Source organism: Hyunsoonleella flava (assembly GCF_004310325.1).
In the GTDB taxonomy this organism is placed as follows: domain Bacteria; phylum Bacteroidota; class Bacteroidia; order Flavobacteriales; family Flavobacteriaceae; genus Jejuia; species Jejuia flava.
In genome coordinates, this window is sequence record NZ_SIRT01000003.1 from 71,130 (window position 1) to 87,555 (window position 16,426).

At 34.8% G+C, this 16,426-nt stretch carries 18 protein-coding genes; 10 read left to right on the top strand and 8 right to left on the bottom strand.

The features are described 5' to 3' along the window. Positions 1 to 12: 12 nt before the first annotated feature. The 4 genes from EYD45_RS05480 to EYD45_RS05495 form a co-directional block, all read right to left on the bottom strand. Entirely contained in the window at positions 13 to 315 is a 303-nt protein-coding gene (locus tag EYD45_RS05480) for a hypothetical protein (RefSeq protein WP_130963384.1), read from the bottom strand. 16 nt (positions 316 to 331) lie between these two features. Then, a complete protein-coding gene (locus tag EYD45_RS05485; RefSeq protein WP_130963386.1) occupies positions 332 to 550 on the bottom strand; it encodes a hypothetical protein in 219 nt (72 codons plus the stop codon). Positions 551 to 711: 161 nt separating this feature from the next. Further along, complete coding sequence (gene ribH / locus EYD45_RS05490) at positions 712 to 1,191, bottom strand: 6,7-dimethyl-8-ribityllumazine synthase (protein WP_130963387.1); 480 nt, start codon at positions 1,189 to 1,191, stop codon at positions 712 to 714. Positions 1,192 to 1,203: 12 nt separating this feature from the next. Continuing rightward, entirely contained in the window at positions 1,204 to 1,974 is a 771-nt protein-coding gene (locus EYD45_RS05495; protein ID WP_130963727.1) for a tetratricopeptide repeat protein, read from the bottom strand. A 135-nt stretch (positions 1,975 to 2,109) separates the two neighbouring features. On the opposite strand from EYD45_RS05495, the gene recF reads away from it, so the two are divergent. The 4 genes from recF to EYD45_RS05515 all read left to right on the top strand — a co-directional run bounded on the left by recF (position 2,110) and on the right by EYD45_RS05515 (position 4,217). Next, positions 2,110 to 3,189 carry a DNA replication/repair protein RecF gene (recF, locus tag EYD45_RS05500; protein WP_130963389.1) on the top strand — a complete coding sequence of 360 codons (1,080 nt, stop codon included), beginning with the start codon at positions 2,110 to 2,112 and terminating at the stop codon, positions 3,187 to 3,189. Positions 3,190 to 3,268: 79 nt separating this feature from the next. Beyond that, complete coding sequence (locus EYD45_RS05505; protein ID WP_130963391.1) at positions 3,269 to 3,565, top strand: DUF721 domain-containing protein; 297 nt, start codon at positions 3,269 to 3,271, stop codon at positions 3,563 to 3,565. A 159-nt stretch (positions 3,566 to 3,724) separates the two neighbouring features. Further along, positions 3,725 to 3,916 (top strand): cold-shock protein, encoded by a 192-nt coding sequence (locus EYD45_RS05510; protein WP_130963393.1) that lies wholly within the window; start codon positions 3,725 to 3,727, stop codon positions 3,914 to 3,916. A 109-nt stretch (positions 3,917 to 4,025) separates the two neighbouring features. After that, positions 4,026 to 4,217: a cold-shock protein gene (locus tag EYD45_RS05515; protein WP_130963395.1), complete on the top strand. Its 192-nt coding sequence runs from the start codon at positions 4,026 to 4,028 to the stop codon at positions 4,215 to 4,217. Between the two features lie 82 nt (positions 4,218 to 4,299). Here the strand turns inward: EYD45_RS05515 and EYD45_RS05520 are convergent, their stop codons facing one another. Further along, a complete protein-coding gene (locus tag EYD45_RS05520; protein ID WP_130963397.1) occupies positions 4,300 to 4,719 on the bottom strand; it encodes a nucleoside-diphosphate kinase in 420 nt (139 codons plus the stop codon). Positions 4,720 to 4,794: 75 nt separating this feature from the next. Between EYD45_RS05520 and EYD45_RS05525 the strand changes: the two genes are divergently transcribed. From EYD45_RS05525 to EYD45_RS05545, 5 genes are all read left to right on the top strand, one after another. Further along, complete coding sequence (locus EYD45_RS05525) at positions 4,795 to 5,814, top strand: DHH family phosphoesterase (RefSeq protein WP_130963399.1); 1,020 nt, start codon at positions 4,795 to 4,797, stop codon at positions 5,812 to 5,814. Further along, complete coding sequence (gene gldI, locus EYD45_RS05530; protein ID WP_130963401.1) at positions 5,807 to 6,355, top strand: gliding motility-associated peptidyl-prolyl isomerase GldI; 549 nt, start codon at positions 5,807 to 5,809, stop codon at positions 6,353 to 6,355. The genes EYD45_RS05525 and gldI overlap by 8 nt, the downstream gene beginning before the upstream one ends. A gap of 1 nt (position 6,356) precedes the next feature. Continuing rightward, the gene (locus tag EYD45_RS05535; RefSeq protein WP_130963403.1) at positions 6,357 to 7,484 is read left to right on the top strand and encodes a peptidylprolyl isomerase; all 1,128 of its coding nucleotides are present in this window, start codon (positions 6,357 to 6,359) and stop codon (positions 7,482 to 7,484) included. Positions 7,485 to 7,548: 64 nt separating this feature from the next. Next, positions 7,549 to 8,472: a prolipoprotein diacylglyceryl transferase gene (gene lgt, locus EYD45_RS05540; RefSeq protein ID WP_130963405.1), complete on the top strand. Its 924-nt coding sequence runs from the start codon at positions 7,549 to 7,551 to the stop codon at positions 8,470 to 8,472. A gap of 1 nt (position 8,473) precedes the next feature. After that, on the top strand, positions 8,474 to 8,965 hold the full coding sequence (locus EYD45_RS05545; RefSeq protein ID WP_130963407.1) for a DUF192 domain-containing protein: 492 nt from the start codon (positions 8,474 to 8,476) through the stop codon (positions 8,963 to 8,965). 6 nt (positions 8,966 to 8,971) lie between these two features. On the opposite strand, the gene EYD45_RS05550 is transcribed toward EYD45_RS05545, so the two are convergent. Together EYD45_RS05550 and guaB are read right to left on the bottom strand one after the other, a co-directional pair. Further along, on the bottom strand, positions 8,972 to 11,338 hold the full coding sequence (locus tag EYD45_RS05550) for a TonB-dependent receptor domain-containing protein (protein WP_233702535.1): 2,367 nt from the start codon (positions 11,336 to 11,338) through the stop codon (positions 8,972 to 8,974). A 166-nt stretch (positions 11,339 to 11,504) separates the two neighbouring features. Beyond that, a complete protein-coding gene (gene guaB / locus EYD45_RS05555; RefSeq protein WP_130963411.1) occupies positions 11,505 to 12,977 on the bottom strand; it encodes an IMP dehydrogenase in 1,473 nt (490 codons plus the stop codon). A gap of 230 nt (positions 12,978 to 13,207) precedes the next feature. Between guaB and EYD45_RS05560 the strand changes: the two genes are divergently transcribed. Then, positions 13,208 to 15,421, top strand: coding sequence for a TonB-dependent receptor family protein (locus EYD45_RS05560; protein ID WP_130963413.1), 2,214 nt, complete (start codon positions 13,208 to 13,210; stop codon positions 15,419 to 15,421). Between the two features lie 52 nt (positions 15,422 to 15,473). Here EYD45_RS05560 and EYD45_RS05565 read toward each other — a convergent pair whose 3' ends face one another. Beyond that, on the bottom strand, positions 15,474 to 16,337 hold the full coding sequence (locus EYD45_RS05565) for a hydroxymethylglutaryl-CoA lyase (protein WP_130963415.1): 864 nt from the start codon (positions 16,335 to 16,337) through the stop codon (positions 15,474 to 15,476). Positions 16,338 to 16,426 lie beyond the last annotated feature (89 nt).

Below are 16,426 nucleotides of genomic sequence, written 5' to 3' on the forward strand. Positions count from 1 at the left end.
AGTAAAGCTTCGTTATGATGAAAAGAAAATAGATAAATCGAAATCGATAATGAATAAAAAAATTAGAACAAAAACTAAAACTAAAAATAGGATTGTTTTATTAAATCCAGAATTATCTCTGTTTCTACTCTTTTGTCTGATTTCATGCCATTGTCCCGAAAAGTCATTTTTGTTATAGTTGTCAGCGTAGGCATCGAACTTTGTTGCATACTGCAATTCATCAGTATCTTCTTTTCCTTTGTAATGGCGTGGGGTATAATTAAACCTTTTATTTCTAGGCAATCTCTTAATTAAAGTAAATTTTATAGGTCCCATAATCTTAAGTTTTTAATTAGTTGATTTTCGACTCCAACCAAATCATACAAATCAATAATAATACCAAAGCCAAAATTAAAAAGCGTATCGACATACCTCCTCTAACTTTACTGCCCTTTTCTTTTCGCCATTTTGATACGAATTCCCTTTTTTCTTCTTCTACTTCATCCTCAGCATTATCTTTTGAAAAACGGGGTTTATAATCAAAGGTTTTATGTTTTCGCTGCTTAAACACGTTATGCTCTTATCTCTCAAAAATACTTAAAAAACTACAGAAAAAATGGTGTTTACTGCTAAAAATTGTTAACAAAACCGAAGCAAAATCGTAAAAAACAAAATTTCAAAATCCAAAGACGATACTCTAGAAATCTAGTTTTTTAAGTTATTAAATTAAGGTTAGCTATTTCTACGAAGTTCCGCCATTTTAATAGCAGCAATAGCAGCCTCTGTACCTTTATTTCCATGTTTACCTCCAGAACGCTCAATAGCCTGTTGCATGGTATTATCTGTAAGAACACAAAAAATGACCGGAGTTTCACGCATTACGTTAAGGTCTTTTATACCCTGTGCTACGCCTTCGCAAACAAAATCGAAGTGTTTCGTTTCCCCTTGAATTACACTACCAATGGCGATAACAGCATTAACCATTTGTTCCTGCATTTTTTTGCAGCCATAAATCAACTCGAAACTTCCTGGAACATCCCAACGCACAATATTAGCTGGTAGCACACCATGGTCTATCAACGTGTCGTAAGCTCCCTTGTACAAACCTTCAGTAATACTACTGTTCCATTCTGAAACAACAATCCCAAACCGAAATTTATTCGCGTCTGGGACCGTATTTTTATCGTAATCTGATAAGTTTGTAGTTGCCATATGTTTATGGAATTACTTACTCGCTAAAACCTCTGCTTTTCCAATAAAAACATCTATAGTAGACGCTTCGCTAGAATCTGGGTAATCTTCTTTTATGCGTTTAAAATACTCCAATGCTTTATCCGCTTGACCTAACTTTAAAGATAAAGCTCCTGCTTTGTATAAATACATTGGTGTTGTGTAACCGTTATCTCTAAGCGCGATGGCTTTTTCATAATACCCTAAGGCATCCTCAGGTTGGTTAAGCTGTACAAAAGCATCACCAATATTCCCTTTAGCTAAAGGAGCTAAAACCTCATCATCACTTTCAAATTCGCTTAAATACGCTACCGCGTTTTTATAATCTTTTAATCTTAAATATGCAGTGCCAGCATAATAATTAGCAAGATTTGCAGCCTGCGTACCACTGTATTCATTAATTATGTCCAACATCCCATATTTACCTTCACCACCATTTAGTGCCAAATTGAACAACGAATCTTTTGCAACACCATTTACGGCATCGTTAAAAAACTTTTGTGCCTGAAACATATCGTTCATAGCATTAACTTGCTTGGGTTTAGCAACATATTCTTTGTAAGCTAGTGAGCCTAAAACAGCTGCCGCTACAACACCAACAATAATGAAAATATACTTTTGATTTTTGGCTACAAATGCTTCTGTTTTCGAAGCCGTTTCATCTAGCGTATTAAAAACCTCAGCAGTTGTTGATCCCTCTTCTATATTTTGCTCCTTCTCAGCCTTGGTTTTTGGTTTATATCCTCGTTTCTTATAAGTTGCCATATCTTGAAAATTATCGTCGCGCAAAAATATAATTTTTCTTCATAACTAAAAGGCTATTTATTTGTTATTTTTCAATAATTTGCACTTCTTTTTGCTATATTTTTCGAATTTTAACCCATTTAAGTTGGCATCTGCATGATTTTAAAATCACTTTCATTAGTAAACTATAAAAATTTTGAAAGTCAATCCTTTAATTTCAATGAAAAAATAAACTGTTTCGTTGGGAACAATGGCGTTGGAAAAACAAATATTTTAGATGCCATTTATCATCTGTCCTTCGGAAAAAGTTATTTCAACCCCATTGCACTTCAAAATATAAAGCACGCGGAAGATTTTTTTGTGATTAACGGCGATTATGAAAAGGAAGAAAAGCATGAAAAAGTAAGTGTTAGCTTAAAACGTGGACAAAAAAAAGTGATAAAGCGCAATGGTAAAGCTTATGAAAAGTTTAGCGATCATATTGGCTTTTTGCCTCTTGTAATTATTTCGCCTGCCGATAGAGACTTGATTATTGAGGGCAGTAGTACGCGCCGAAAATTTGTGGATAGTGTTATCTCGCAAAGCGATAAAAGCTATTTAGTACAACTTATTAATTACAATAAGGTTTTAGCGCAACGCAATGCGCTTTTAAAGTATTTTGCTCTAAACCATACGTTTAATGCAGACACTCTAGAAGTTTACAATGAGCAATTAACTAAATATGGTACTGTTATTTTTGAAAAAAGAGATGCGTTTTTAAAGGAATTTATTCCTATTTTTAAAATGCGTTATGAAGCCATAAGCAACGGAAACGAGCAGGTAAATTTGGTATATGAAAGTCATTTATCAAAAGATAATTTAAACATCTTGCTAAACGAAAGCCTTGCAAAAGACAAGGCATTACAATACACAAATGTGGGGATTCATAAAGATGATTTAGTGTTTCATATTGAAGGACATCCTGTTAAAAAATTTGGAAGTCAAGGACAACAAAAATCATTTTTAATTGCACTGAAATTGGCACAATTTGATTTTATTAAAACGCAAAGCGGGGTAAATCCTATTCTGCTATTGGATGATATTTTTGATAAGCTTGATGAACAACGCGTTGCACAAATTATTAAATTAGTGGATGATGAAAATTTCGGACAGTTATTTATAAGTGACACCCATGCTGAAAGAACAGAAGAGGCTGTGAAACAGGTGCATCAAAGTTATGAGATATTTAAGCTGTAGTTAGATTTCAGATTTGAGAAAAGTATTAAATTTGTAAAACACAGCAAAACTTCAGAATCCTAAATAGTTAATAGTAATTATGCCCAAACGCCACAACGAACATATCAGCATAAAAGATGCTTTAAAAGAATTTGTTGAAACCAATAAACTGGAAAAAGGTTTAGACAAAGTAAATGCTGCTGAAGCATGGGCAAAACTTATGGGAAATGGCGTTAATAATTACACTACTGCTGTAAAATTGGAACGTAATACCCTTTATATTCAGTTGAGTTCAAGCGTCCTTAGAGAAGAGTTAAGTTATGGTAAGCAAAAAATAATTGCGATGCTAAATGAAGAATTGGGTAAAGAAGTTATAAAAAAACTGGTATTGCGCTAGTACACCCTAACACTTTTAAAATAGTTTTTCAAACTTATACTACTGTTTACAAGCCTTTTAAACATTATTTACGTGCTTAAACAAAATAAAACGTAAATAATTGATTTACAATTATTTTAAACACTACCTTTGTGGCTTTAATAATTTAATTTTTTTAACATGAGTACAGGAACAGTAAAATTCTTTAATGATTCAAAAGGATATGGATTCATTACTGAAGAAGGTTCAAACAAAGAACATTTTGTTCACATTTCTGGATTAATTGACGAAGTTCGTGAAGGCGATAACGTTGAATTTGACCTTCAGGAAGGGAGAAAAGGTTTAAACGCAGTAAACGTAAAAGTTATTTAATATATATACTTTAAGATTTACAATGAAAAGTCTATTGCTTTTTGAAATAGGCTTTTTTTTGTGGCATTAATTTTGATTACACAATTACATTAATTTAATATTTAACACAATGAGTACAGGAACAGTAAAATTCTTCAACGATTCAAAAGGATTCGGATTTATAACAGAAGAAGGTTCAGAAAAGGAACATTTTGTTCACATTTCTGGTTTAATCGATGAAATTCGCGAAGGTGACAATGTAGAATTCGATTTACAGGAAGGAAGAAAAGGTTTAAACGCAGTAAACGTAAAAGTAATCTAATATATATTATTTCACTTTTTTTCTTACAAGAAAGCCCGAGACTTGGTCTCGGGCTTTTTCATTTTTTAAAATGCTTTGTATCTTAAAATTGCTCTCTCCCAGAAAAATGGAAAGCACCTTCAATGGCAGCGTTGTCATCACTATCACTTCCGTGTACCGCATTTTCGCTAATTGAATCTGCATACATTTTTCTAATTGTACCTTCAGCAGCATCAGCTGGATTTGTAGCTCCAATTAACGTTCTAAAATCTTCAACTGCGTTATCTTTCTCCAAAATTGCCGCCACAATAGGACCACGTGTCATATATTCTACTAACTCAGAAAAAAATGGACGCTCTTTATGTATCGCATAAAACTCTTGAGCGTCTGCTTTTGTCATTTGTGTTAATTTCATCGCCACAATTCTAAATCCTGAAGCTGTAATTTTTTCTAATATTGCACCAATATGCCCTTTTTCAACTGCATCTGGTTTAAGCATTGTAAATGTTCTGTTTGTTGCCATTTCATTTTTTATTTGGCGCAAAAGTAACGTATTTTCAATAAAAAGCAAGTTTAAAAAATTGTATCTTCGTTCCTTATGGATACAAACGACATTACGGCGATTAAACAGCTATTAAGTACGCCAAAAAACATAGTAATAGTGCCTCACAAGAACCCTGATGGAGACGCTATCGGTTCAACTTTAGGGCTATATCATTTTCTAAATAAATACAATCATAATACGCAAGTTATCACACCAAATGATTATCCTGGATTTCTAAAATGGGCTCCTGGAGAAAGCTTTATTCTAAAGTATGATTCTCAATCAGAAGAGTGCAATAAGGTGATCGAAAAAGCTGATATTATCTTTACTTTAGATTTTAACGCATTCCACAGAACTGGTGCAATGGCACCTATGCTTGAAACTTCAAAAGCCCTTAAAATCTTAATAGACCATCACCAAGAACCTGATGATTATGCTACTTTTATGTATAGTGATGTGAATATGAGTTCTACATGCGAGATGATATACCATTTTATTGATATGCTGGGCAGCACAGATAAGATTGATGTTGATATTGCTACTTGCTTGTATTTAGGAATAATGACAGATACAGGATCATTTAGATTTCCATCTACAACAAGTACAACACATCGCATAGTTGCAGAACTTATTGACAAAGGGGCAAAAAACGCCAACATACACAACAATGTTTACGACACCAACAGCTACAACCGCCTACAATTACTAGGGTGTGCTTTAACCAATTTGAAAGTGCTACCTGAATTAAGAACTGCATATATTACACTGTCTCAAGATGAATTACGGAAGTTTGACTATAAAAAAGGAGATACTGAAGGTGTGGTAAATTATGCGCTTTCCTTAAACAACATCATTTTTGCGGCCATCTTCATTGAAGATAAACAGGAAGGCATTATTAAAATCTCACTGCGCTCAAAAGGTGGTTTTTCAGTAAACGAATTCTCTAGAGCACATTTTAACGGTGGCGGACATAACAATGCAGCCGGTGGACGCAGCGAAACACCACTAAAATCAACGGTTGAAAAATTTCTTAGTATATTGCCTCAATATAAAAATGCCCTAAATCATGAATAAATTTTATGCCCTAATACTTTTAGCAATTTTTTGCTTTGGTTGCAAAACCCCAGAAGCTCGTAAACCTGTCTCTGTAAAATCAGGTTCTTTTATTGACGAATCTGTAGAACGTAATAAAAAACTGAATGCCAAGGAACAGGCCTTGATTCAAGATATAATGGCGGCTAACGATAGCAACGAATACATTGCTTCAGAAAACGGATTTTGGTATTACTACAATACAAAAACCATAGAAGAGACTGCATTAACACCTGGTTTTGGTGATATCGTTAACTACTCATATCATCTTAAAAACTTGAAAGGCGATTTGATTTATCCTGCGGATTATTTCAAAAACCTCAACTATACTATGGATAAACAAGAATTGTTCACAGGGCTTCGCGAAGGTTTAAAATTGATGAAACCTGGAGAAACCGTTACATTTCTTTTTCCTTCACAAAAGGCATATGGTTACTATGGGGACGAAAACAAAATTGGCACAAATGTACCTCTAATTGCTGAAGTTACTTTAAACTCTATTACCAAAGTACAAGATAACTAGTATGGTTAAGTTTAATATTGCCTGCAATTTATATATTGCAGTTTTCATTGTAAGTCTATCAAGTTGTAAATCGCAATATCCAGAATTAGAAGATGGTATTTATGCCGAATTCAATACTACAAAAGGCAAAATGGTTGCGAAATTGCATTACGAGAAGGCACCAGTAACTTCCGCAAATTTCATTTCACTTGCCGAAGGTACGAACACATTGGTAACAGATTCACTCAAAGAAAAAAAATTTTATAACGGACTCATTTTCCACAGAGTGAAAGATAAATTCATGATTCAAGGCGGAGACCCTTTGGGTACAGGTCTAGGAGGACCTGGTTACCGTTTTATGGACGAATTTCATCCTGATTTAAAACATAATAAACCTGGGATTCTTGCTATGGCAAACCCTGGACCTAACTCTAATGGCAGTCAGTTTTACATTACCGAAGTACCAAGACCAGATTTAGATAACCGCTATAGTGTTTTTGGTGAATTGGTTATGGGTTTGGATATACAAGATTCCATCTCAAATGTTGCTACTGACGCTAAAGATAAACCGCTAGACAGTGTGGTTATCAACCAACTAAATATTATACGAAAAGGCAAAGCAGCAAAACAGTTTGATGCTCCGGAAGTATTTAAAAATCATTTTGCTGAAAGAGAAAAAAGAGAAAAAGCTGAAAAAGCCCGAAAAGAAAAGATTTTAAAAGAGACTGTTGAAAAACATGCAAAACAAAAAGAAGAAGCGGTAACCTTGGAATCTGGTTTAAAATATTTTATCGCTGAAAAAGGAAATGGCGAACCTCTAAAAGTATTCTCCAAAGCAAAAACACATTATGCATTGTATTTTGAAGATGGCAGATTGCTTGACACAAGTAATTTAACCTTGGCTGAAGCGCTTGGAGCAGTCAATCAAAGAAAAAAAGCAGCGAACAGGTATGTACCCATTACTGCAGATTTGAGTCCAGACTCACCTATGATTGCTGGATTTAAAGAAGGCTTACAAAAACTTAATGTTGGAGATAAGGCTACTTTATTCATACCATACCATTTAGCTTACGGAGAAGCTGGTAACCGTGGCATCCCCCCAAAAACAAATCTTATTTTTGAAGTTGAAATTTTAAGTTTGGCAAAATAGCTAAACAAAATTTTAACAGATAAGTGTTGTTAAACCTTTATATTTACGCAGTAAAACAATTTTCATGCACGTATTAAAGTTCGACTGGAATCCTGTTACAGGAATTGATATAGTTGGTAATTTCAAGCTACATTTTTATAGCCTTATGTGGGTTATCGCTTTTATTTTAGGTTGGTACATAATGAAACGTATTTATACCAAAGAAAAAGTAAAGCTGGAATACCTAGACCCCATGTTTATTTATGTGGTATTATCCACAATGCTTGGTGCGCGTTTAGGGCATGTATTGTTTTATCAACGTGAATTAATTCAACAAGATTTTTTTAGCATATTCCTTCCGTTTAGCTTTAAAGATGGGATAGAATTTACTGGATTTCAAGGATTGGCAAGCCATGGTGCTGCAATTGGCGTAATAATTGGCATGTACCTATATAGAAGAAAATACAACTACAAATCTTTACTTTGGATCTTAGATAGATTGGTGATACCAGTAGCATCAGGTGCTGTTTTCGTTAGAATAGGTAATTTTATAAATTCTGAAATTATTGGAAAAGTATCGGGAGATTTTCCATTGGGTGTTCGTTTTGTTCAAGATCATTACAATAAATACGAAGTTACCAGAAAAACAGGCATTAAAGATGTACAAGAAGCATACAATGCCATTGCCAATAATGAAGAATGGTTAGCAGCCGTTCCTTACAGACATCCAGCACAACTCTACGAATCGTTTTTATATATTTTCGTATTTCTTGCTTTATGGTATTTTTATTCCAAGACTTCTAAAAAAGACCAAACAGGATTTCTTTTTGGATTATTTTTAGTGTGCCTTTGGTCTATCCGCTTTTTTGTGGAACGCTTCAAAGAACCCCAAGGAGATGAATACATCAACTGGTTCAATTTAAACACAGGCCAATGGTTAAGCATACCGTTTATACTAATTGGGTTGTATTTTATGTTTCTTTATAAACCTAAAAAACCAATTTCCTAAAATGAAACAGGGAAGTTTTATTTATCTTCTAATTTTCGCTTTCTTAAGCATCAGCTTTACGTCATGCAAGAAAGAAACTAAGGCTGTAAAACAAACTGAAGTAACTTTTACAAAAGAAGGCGAGCTTTCTATTTTTAAGGCTGAAAATGATTCTTTAAAAGTAACTTTAGATATTGAAATTGCTGAAACTGATTTTGATATACAAACAGGATTGATGTACCGCGATAGCATGAAAAATACACAAGGCATGTTATTTATTTTTGAAGATGAACGCGAGCGCTTTTTTTATATGAAGAATACCAGAATTCCATTAGATATAATTTACATCAATGCGAATAAAGCCATCGTAAGTTTTCAAAAAAATGCCAAACCTTTTGATGAATCTTCACTTCCGTCAGGAGGGCCTGCAAAATATGTACTTGAAGTTAATTCTGGTTTGGTAGATGAATGGCATCTTGAAGTGGCAGATTCTATCGTATTCAACCGCAAATAAAGGAAGTTATCGCCTTTTGCCTCCTGAATACTCCATAGCTTCACCTTTACCAAATCCGTAGCTAAAACCTATGGCTATAAATCTTCCTCGCCTACTCCAACTATAGGCTTCAGAGTTACCTTGCGTAATAAAGTTCTCAAAAAATCGAGATTTAAATACATCCCTGATGCTTAAATTAATTACACCTTTATCTTTTAATATTTTTTTGCGAACACCAATATCTAAAAAGGTATTTGCACTTCTTACACCTTGGACGGTCTTAACTTTAGACCTATGATTTCCTACCGCCTCTAAATCTATTTCTGCAGGAAGCTTAAATTTTGCCATAAGTTTTGAGCTCCATTGGTTGCCATTAAAATCAAAAACGGTTGACTCAAACGTTCCTTTTCTATTAAATTGATTGTAATTAAAATCAAAATTAAAGGTTAACCATTTGGCAGGACTGTACTTTGTATTAAACTCAGCTCCCAAAGTACTGTTTGTCCCAATATTCTCAGGCATACTTATGTTCACATTATTTTCAAATACGGAGATACGCTCAATAACATCTGTTGTATAGCGATGAAATACACCGAAATTTAAAGAGGTTTTCCCTATATCAAAAATACTGGTCAACTCATAAGAATCTGTGAACTCTGGCATAAGCGCTGGGTTACCTTGACGAATATTAAAATTATTTCTAATATTAAAAAACGGGTTTAACTCGCGCATTCCTGGTCTATTTATTCTTGCCGAATAACCTGCCTGTAGCGATACCGCATCTGATATTTTATAAGAGGTATGAACACTTGGAAACAAATTGGTGTAGTTTTGCTTGTTGGATTCATTGGTTGTAACGAGCACTGTGGTTAAATCTGTTTGCTCTAAGCGCAAACCTACTTTTAAACCCCAATTCTCATACTCATATCCCCCAATCAAATAAGCACCCAACACTTTTTGATCAAACTCAAAATTGTTGGTTAAACCTTGGTCAGTCTCAAATACACCATTAACTAAGTTTTGCACTTCAAAATCATTCCCAATATCATTTATCACATACTGTGCGCCAGTTTCCATAGTCCAAACCTCAGAAAATGGTTTTGTATAATCGAGCTTAAATGTATATGTGTTATCAGAGTAATCTGTTCTTGTATTTTGTGTATTATCCCTATCTGTTCCAGAAATGGTGGTATCTTGAAACAATGAGGTAAGATCCTTTCCAAAAGAATTACCTGTGGCACTTAGTAATAAGTCATGATCTTCGTGGTCTTCGAAATCTCGCTTATATACCAATTCGTATTGCCACTTAGGGTTGGTTGCTTCAGTGTTTTCAGAACGATTCCATTCTGAAGTTAAGTTATCATCAGCATCTAGTGCTCTAAAATTAATGTCAGAGGGTTGGTCCTCAATTTCATAAGCGAAATTTCCAGACAAGGTAATTACATTATTAGCGTTGATATAATAATCGGTACCTAAAGTGATATTATAAAACTTTTCAATCCTAAAATCATCACCTACACTAAGAATTGACGTACCGGTATCCAAATCCTCATTAATATTTTCAGATTCTCGAGGATACACCCTTCTTCCTAAACCGAGTTGTGTAAACAGATTAAACTTCTCTGAACGACGATTTAAACTTAGCCCAAAACTATTGTTGTCAGGAATACCAGTGTTTAAGCTAAAGGCTCCGTTAAGCCCCTTACGTTCGTCTTTTTTAATAACGATGTTTATGATGCCAGACGTACCCTCGGCATCATATTTGGCAGATGGATTGGTAATCACCTCTATTCTATCAATCATATCAGCTGTAATACTCCCTAAGGCACCGCCATCATCCGTTAATATTGAAGGTTTTCCATTTATTAAAACCTGAACTCCTGAACTACCTCGTAAACTGATAGCTCCTTCAATATCCACATTAACTGAGGGTACATTGTTCAATACTTCCAAAGCACTTGCTCCTGTACTACTTAAATCCTTTCCTATGTTAAATACGCGCTTGTCTAACTTAAACTGAGATGAAGACACCTCGGCCTCAACTAAAACAGCATCAAGCTGTTCGGTATCTTCTTTTAGAGAAATTATACCTAAATCAATTTTCCGCCTTGATCTATCAAAATTTGTTATGGTTTTTGAGACGAAGCCCATAAAGCTTATCTGCACATGAAATTGGTCGTATGTAGTTTCTATTTTAAATGTCCCATCTTCGGCAGTGATAACACCTGTAATGGTTTCTTGCGTTGTACTATCTACCAAAGCCACGGTTGCATAGGCCAATGACTGTTTAGTGGTTTCTTCAACTACCTTTCCCTTAATTTCAATATTTTGTGCAAAAACAATGTTTCCGAAGAAATAAATAGAAGCTAAAAGAAATGTGAAACATAAACGCATTAAACCCATTTACAAGAATATCCATATCGCCTTAGAACGATAATGTAATTTTTGAGCGAAGTTATAAACTATTAGCTATTGCCTCCTAGTATCTTTTCAAAGTTTTAACAAAAATTTTTGATAACAATCTTAAAGATACATTTGACTAGAAAGTAGTTTGTTTAATCTATCTGGAATAATTAGGAGATTCCTTAGTAATGGTGACATCATGCGGATGACTTTCATTAATGCCACTAGCAGTAATTTTCACAAATTGGCCAGTTTCTTTTAATGTCTCTATATCCTTTGCACCACAATACCCCATACCAGCTCGAAGTCCTCCAATAAATTGGTGAATGCTTTCATATAAATCGCCTTTATATGGCACACGACCAACAATACCCTCAGGTACTAGTTTTTTAATATCATCTTCAACATCTTGAAAGTATCTATCTTTACTACCTTCTTTCATAGCTTCCACAGAACCCATGCCTCGGTAAGATTTAAACTTTCTGCCTTCATAAATAATGGTTTCTCCTGGTGATTCTTTAGTTCCAGCTAGAAGTGACCCTAACATTACCGTATCTGCACCGGCAGCAATAGCTTTTGGAATATCACCTGTGTAACGTATACCACCATCTGCAATTACGGGAACTCCCGTACCTTTTAAAGCAGCAGCAACTTCTAAAACTGCAGAGAATTGTGGGAATCCAACTCCTGCAACCACTCGTGTAGTACAAATAGAACCTGGACCAATACCCACTTTAACTGCGTCAGCACCAGCTTCTACTAAATATTTTGCTGCAGCACCAGTTGCAATATTACCTACTATAACATCTAGCTCTGGGAACTTTTTCTTTATGTCCTTTAATACGGAAACTACACCCTTGGTATGTCCGTGGGCAGTATCTATTACAACAGCATCAACACCTGCATTTACCAAAGCTTCTGCCCTATTAACTGCATCGGCTGTAACGCCAATGGCAGCAGCAACTCGTAAGCGCCCGTATTGGTCCTTGTTAGCATTTGGTTTCTGACTTAGTTTTGTAATATCCCGAAATGTTATTAAACCAGATAGTTTATAATTATCATCAACTATCAATAACTTTTCAATTTTATTCTCTTGTAAAATTAATTCGGCATCTTTTAATGAAGTTCCTACTGAAGCAGTTACAAGGTTTTCGCTTGTCATAACCTCTGTGATGGGCTTTTCATTTTCGTGCTCGAAGCGCAAATCACGATTTGTAACAATGCCCTTAAGTGTTCCATCCTTTGTAACTATAGGTATACCACCAATACTATGTTCAGCCATTGCACGTTTTGCATCTTTCACTTTGGCATCCATGGATAGCGTTACGGGATCGATAATCATACCACTTTCTGCTCTCTTTACTCGGCGCACCTTCATCGCTTGGGCTTCTATCGTCATATTTTTATGAAGTACACCAATACCGCCTTCTTGCGCCATGGCTATTGCCATTTTGCTTTCGGTAACAGTATCCATAGCGGCCGAAACCACAGGTACATTTATAGTAATGTTTCGTGTAAATTTTGATTGAATATTAACTTCGCGAGGTAAAACTTCAGAAAAGGCTGGAACTAAAAGGACGTCGTCGTAGGTAAGACCTTCTCCTAGAATTTTATTTTGGTGTGCAGTCATGATGCAATTACAATTATAATTGCGTGCAAATTTACGCATTTTTTACAGACTTGATGTTAAATACTTAATTAATATAAAAAGCATACAAAAATTTAACATTAGTAAAATATTGTAATTCAAATTGTTATGGAATTTATTTTTATTTATTCTAAATAAGCTTTGGAGAAGTAAAATTCATTGCTATTTTTGCACTCGAAAACTAAACCTTATTTTTAATCAGTCTAAATAAAATGAAAGCCGGAACTACGCTATTAGCCCTACTATTTGTAAGTACATTATTTGCTCAAGAAAAGGAAAAAGACTCTATTCAAAAATTAGATCAAGTTCTTATTAGTACAAAGGTAATTTTCGGAAATAAGTATGAAGCTAAAAACAGAACTGGATCTTCATATTACATTGCTCCAGAAGAATTAGCCAAATTTAACTATACCGACATTAACAGGGTATTAAGAACAGTACCAGGGGTTAATATTTATGAGGAAGATGGTTTTGGACTTAGGCCAAACATCAGTTTACGAGGAACCTCTCCTGAACGCAGTGCAAAAATATCCATAATGGAAGACGGGATACTTATTGCCCCTGCACCTTATAGTGCCCCTGCAGCATATTATTTTCCTTCGGTTGCTAGAATGCAAGCTGTAGAAATTTTAAAAGGAAGTAGCCAAATACAATATGGACCATTTACCACTGGAGGTGCTATTAACTTAGTGAGCACACAAATACCAAATTCATTTCAAGGTGCTATAAGAGCTAGCTTTGGAAGTTTTAATACAGGACAAATTCATGCTAGGATTGGTGACAACAAACGAAACTTTGGTTATTCTCTTGAGTTTTTGAATTTCAATTCTGATGGTTTCAAAGACTTACCTGACGGGAGCAATACTGGGTTTGATAAAAATGATGTGGTAGCAAAATTTAGGTTAAACTCTAATCCTGAGGCATCCATAAAACAAGCTGTCAATTTTAAATTTCAATATTCTGATGAAGTTTCAAATGAAACCTATCTTGGGTTAAGTCAAAACGACTTTAATGCCAATCCGTTCAGTCGATATGCTAGTTCACAAGATGATAAAATGACTAACGACCATATTCAATTTACAGTGAGCCACGAATTGGAGTTTTCAAAAAACTTTAGAATTACAACTGACGCATACTATAATGGTTTCTCAAGAAACTGGTATAAACTAAATGATGTTGTTTTTAATGGTGATAAAATCGCAATTTCTTCAGTAGTGGAAAACCCTGAAGCCTATCCCAATCATTTTTCAATAGTGAACGGTATGTCAAATTCTGATAGTGATGCACTTTTGTTAAAGGCAAACAATAGAAGATATACCTCGCAAGGTGTTCAAACTAAATTTGATATTCATTGGTCAGGAGCAAATGTTTTTCATGATTTGGAGATAGGTTTACGCTATCATTATGATGAAGAAGATCGTTTTCAATGGAAAGATGGTTACAATATAATTAATGGAGAAATGAACGTCACTTCAAACGGTGCTCCTGGGAGTGACGCCAATAGAATAAGTAGTGCCAAAGCATTTGCCGGATCTCTACTTTATAAATTAAAGTATGACAATCTTACTCTTACTCCAGGAATACGATATGAAAACGTCTCATTAAAAAGAGAAGATTTTGGAAAGGAAGATTCAAATAGGACAGGAAGAAACCTATCTGAAAGAGAAAACAATTTAGATATATTTATTCCAGGTATTGGGTTCAGTTTTAAATTCAATCCTTACACTTCTCTATACGGTGGCGTTCACAAAGGATTTTCACCTCCTGGAAATTCGCCGGACCAAAAACCTGAAGAGAGCATCAACTATGAATTAGGTTCTAGATTTAACTTTAAGGGACTGAGAGGTGATGTTGTGGCGTTTTACAATGATTATAGCAATCTACTAGGGAGTGATTTAGCTGCCACAGGCGGCACTGGTTCACTGGATCAATTTAATGCTGGTGAAGTAGCCGTTAGAGGTTTAGAACTATTATTGAATTATGATTTATTGAAGAAAAATTCACGCTTAAATTTGCCACTTACATTTGGCTACACATATACAGATACAGAATTTTTAAACAGTTTTGGTAGTGATGAGGATTTGTGGGGAGAAGTTACCGAAGGAGATGAATTACCATATATTGCCAAACACCAATTTAACACCTCTATCTCCCTAGAACATAAGAAATTTGAACTAAATTTAAATGGACGTTTAAACGGGGCATTTAGAACTACCGCAGGGACAGAAAAAATTACTGATGAAAATGGAGTTACATCTAACTTTATCTTAGACTTTTCAGGAAAATATCATTTCAATAAAAATCTCAGCTTAACAGGAAACATTATAAACCTTTTAGATGAAACTTATGCAGTTTCTCGAGTACCAGCCGGATTGCGTCCTGGGCATCCATTTGGTGCATATGCAGGACTAGAGTTTCAATTTTAAAAATAAATGATAGACAATATATGTTAAGAAAGCTCCATGTTTATGGGCTTTCTTAATGAAAGTGATTGAAAATCTTAGAAGCTTCATTGTATGCACTTTCAAAACTTAGTGCATTAAGGTTGTTATTGCCGTTTGAAGTGAAATAGGATAATAACTTTTCAGTAGGCATATTTCCTGTTAATTCATCTTTTGCCATAGGGCAGCCACCAAAACCTTGAATAGCCCCATCAAATCTATTGCATCCAGCTTTGTATGCTGCATCCACTTTTTCAAACCAAGAGGATGGCGTGGTATGTAAATGGGCTCCAAATTCAATATTAGGATATTTTGGGATTAAATTTGAAAATAAATAATCTATGCTTTCAGGATTAGATGTTCCTACAGTATCACTAAGCGACAATATTTTTACACCCATACTAGCAAGTTTTTCAGTCCACTCTCCCACTATATCCACATTCCAAGGGTCACCATAAGGATTTCCAAATCCCATAGAAATATAGACAACAACTTGCTTATTTGACACGTCGGCGATTTCTAAAATTTCTGAAAGGATATCTACAGATTGCGCTATAGTTTTGTGGGTATTACGCATCTGAAAGTTTTCAGAAATTGAAAATGGGTAACCTAAATAGTCAATCTGCTCATGCTTGCTGGCATCATTTGCCCCTCGTACATTAGCAATAATAGCCAAAAGTTTACTAGTAGTTTTGCTTAAGTCTAATCTTGACAGCACTTCGGCTGTATCAGCCATCTGGGGAATTGCTTTAGGAGATACAAAACTCCCAAAATCTATGGTATCAAATCCAACACGTAATAGGGACTGTATATACTGCACTTTTTGCTCAGTTGGGATAAATTGTTTTATCCCCTGCATTGCATCACGTGGGCACTCAATTATTTTGATGGATTTAGCCATAACATTCGAAAATTTCGAAAGTTAAAAATACTATTATTTTTTTACGCCGTAAGGTTTTGGTTCTAGGAACGACGTAATCTAAATAGTTA

Bases quoted from the DNA above. Each gene is read 5' to 3' on its own strand.
- gldI (WP_130963401.1), top strand. From the start codon at position 5,807: ATGAATAAATTTTATGCCCTAATACTTTTAGCAATTTTTTGCTTTGGT.
- EYD45_RS05495 (WP_130963727.1), bottom strand. From the start codon at position 1,974: ATGGCAACTTATAAGAAACGAGGATATAAACCAAAAACCAAGGCTGAG.
- ribH (WP_130963387.1), bottom strand. From the start codon at position 1,191: ATGGCAACTACAAACTTATCAGATTACGATAAAAATACGGTCCCAGAC.
- EYD45_RS05535 (WP_130963403.1), top strand. From the start codon at position 6,357: ATGGTTAAGTTTAATATTGCCTGCAATTTATATATTGCAGTTTTCATT.
- EYD45_RS05545 (WP_130963407.1), top strand. From the start codon at position 8,474: ATGAAACAGGGAAGTTTTATTTATCTTCTAATTTTCGCTTTCTTAAGC.
- guaB (WP_130963411.1), bottom strand. From the start codon at position 12,977: ATGACTGCACACCAAAATAAAATTCTAGGAGAAGGTCTTACCTACGAC.
- EYD45_RS05550 (WP_233702535.1), bottom strand. From the start codon at position 11,338: ATGCGTTTATGTTTCACATTTCTTTTAGCTTCTATTTATTTCTTCGGA.
- EYD45_RS05510 (WP_130963393.1), top strand. From the start codon at position 3,725: ATGAGTACAGGAACAGTAAAATTCTTTAATGATTCAAAAGGATATGGA.
- lgt (WP_130963405.1), top strand. From the start codon at position 7,549: ATGCACGTATTAAAGTTCGACTGGAATCCTGTTACAGGAATTGATATA.
- EYD45_RS05520 (WP_130963397.1), bottom strand. From the start codon at position 4,719: ATGGCAACAAACAGAACATTTACAATGCTTAAACCAGATGCAGTTGAA.
- EYD45_RS05480 (WP_130963384.1), bottom strand. From the start codon at position 315: ATGGGACCTATAAAATTTACTTTAATTAAGAGATTGCCTAGAAATAAA.
- EYD45_RS05515 (WP_130963395.1), top strand. From the start codon at position 4,026: ATGAGTACAGGAACAGTAAAATTCTTCAACGATTCAAAAGGATTCGGA.
- EYD45_RS05560 (WP_130963413.1), top strand. From the start codon at position 13,208: ATGAAAGCCGGAACTACGCTATTAGCCCTACTATTTGTAAGTACATTA.
- EYD45_RS05525 (WP_130963399.1), top strand. From the start codon at position 4,795: ATGGATACAAACGACATTACGGCGATTAAACAGCTATTAAGTACGCCA.
- EYD45_RS05565 (WP_130963415.1), bottom strand. From the start codon at position 16,337: ATGGCTAAATCCATCAAAATAATTGAGTGCCCACGTGATGCAATGCAG.
- recF (WP_130963389.1), top strand. From the start codon at position 2,110: ATGATTTTAAAATCACTTTCATTAGTAAACTATAAAAATTTTGAAAGT.
- EYD45_RS05505 (WP_130963391.1), top strand. From the start codon at position 3,269: ATGCCCAAACGCCACAACGAACATATCAGCATAAAAGATGCTTTAAAA.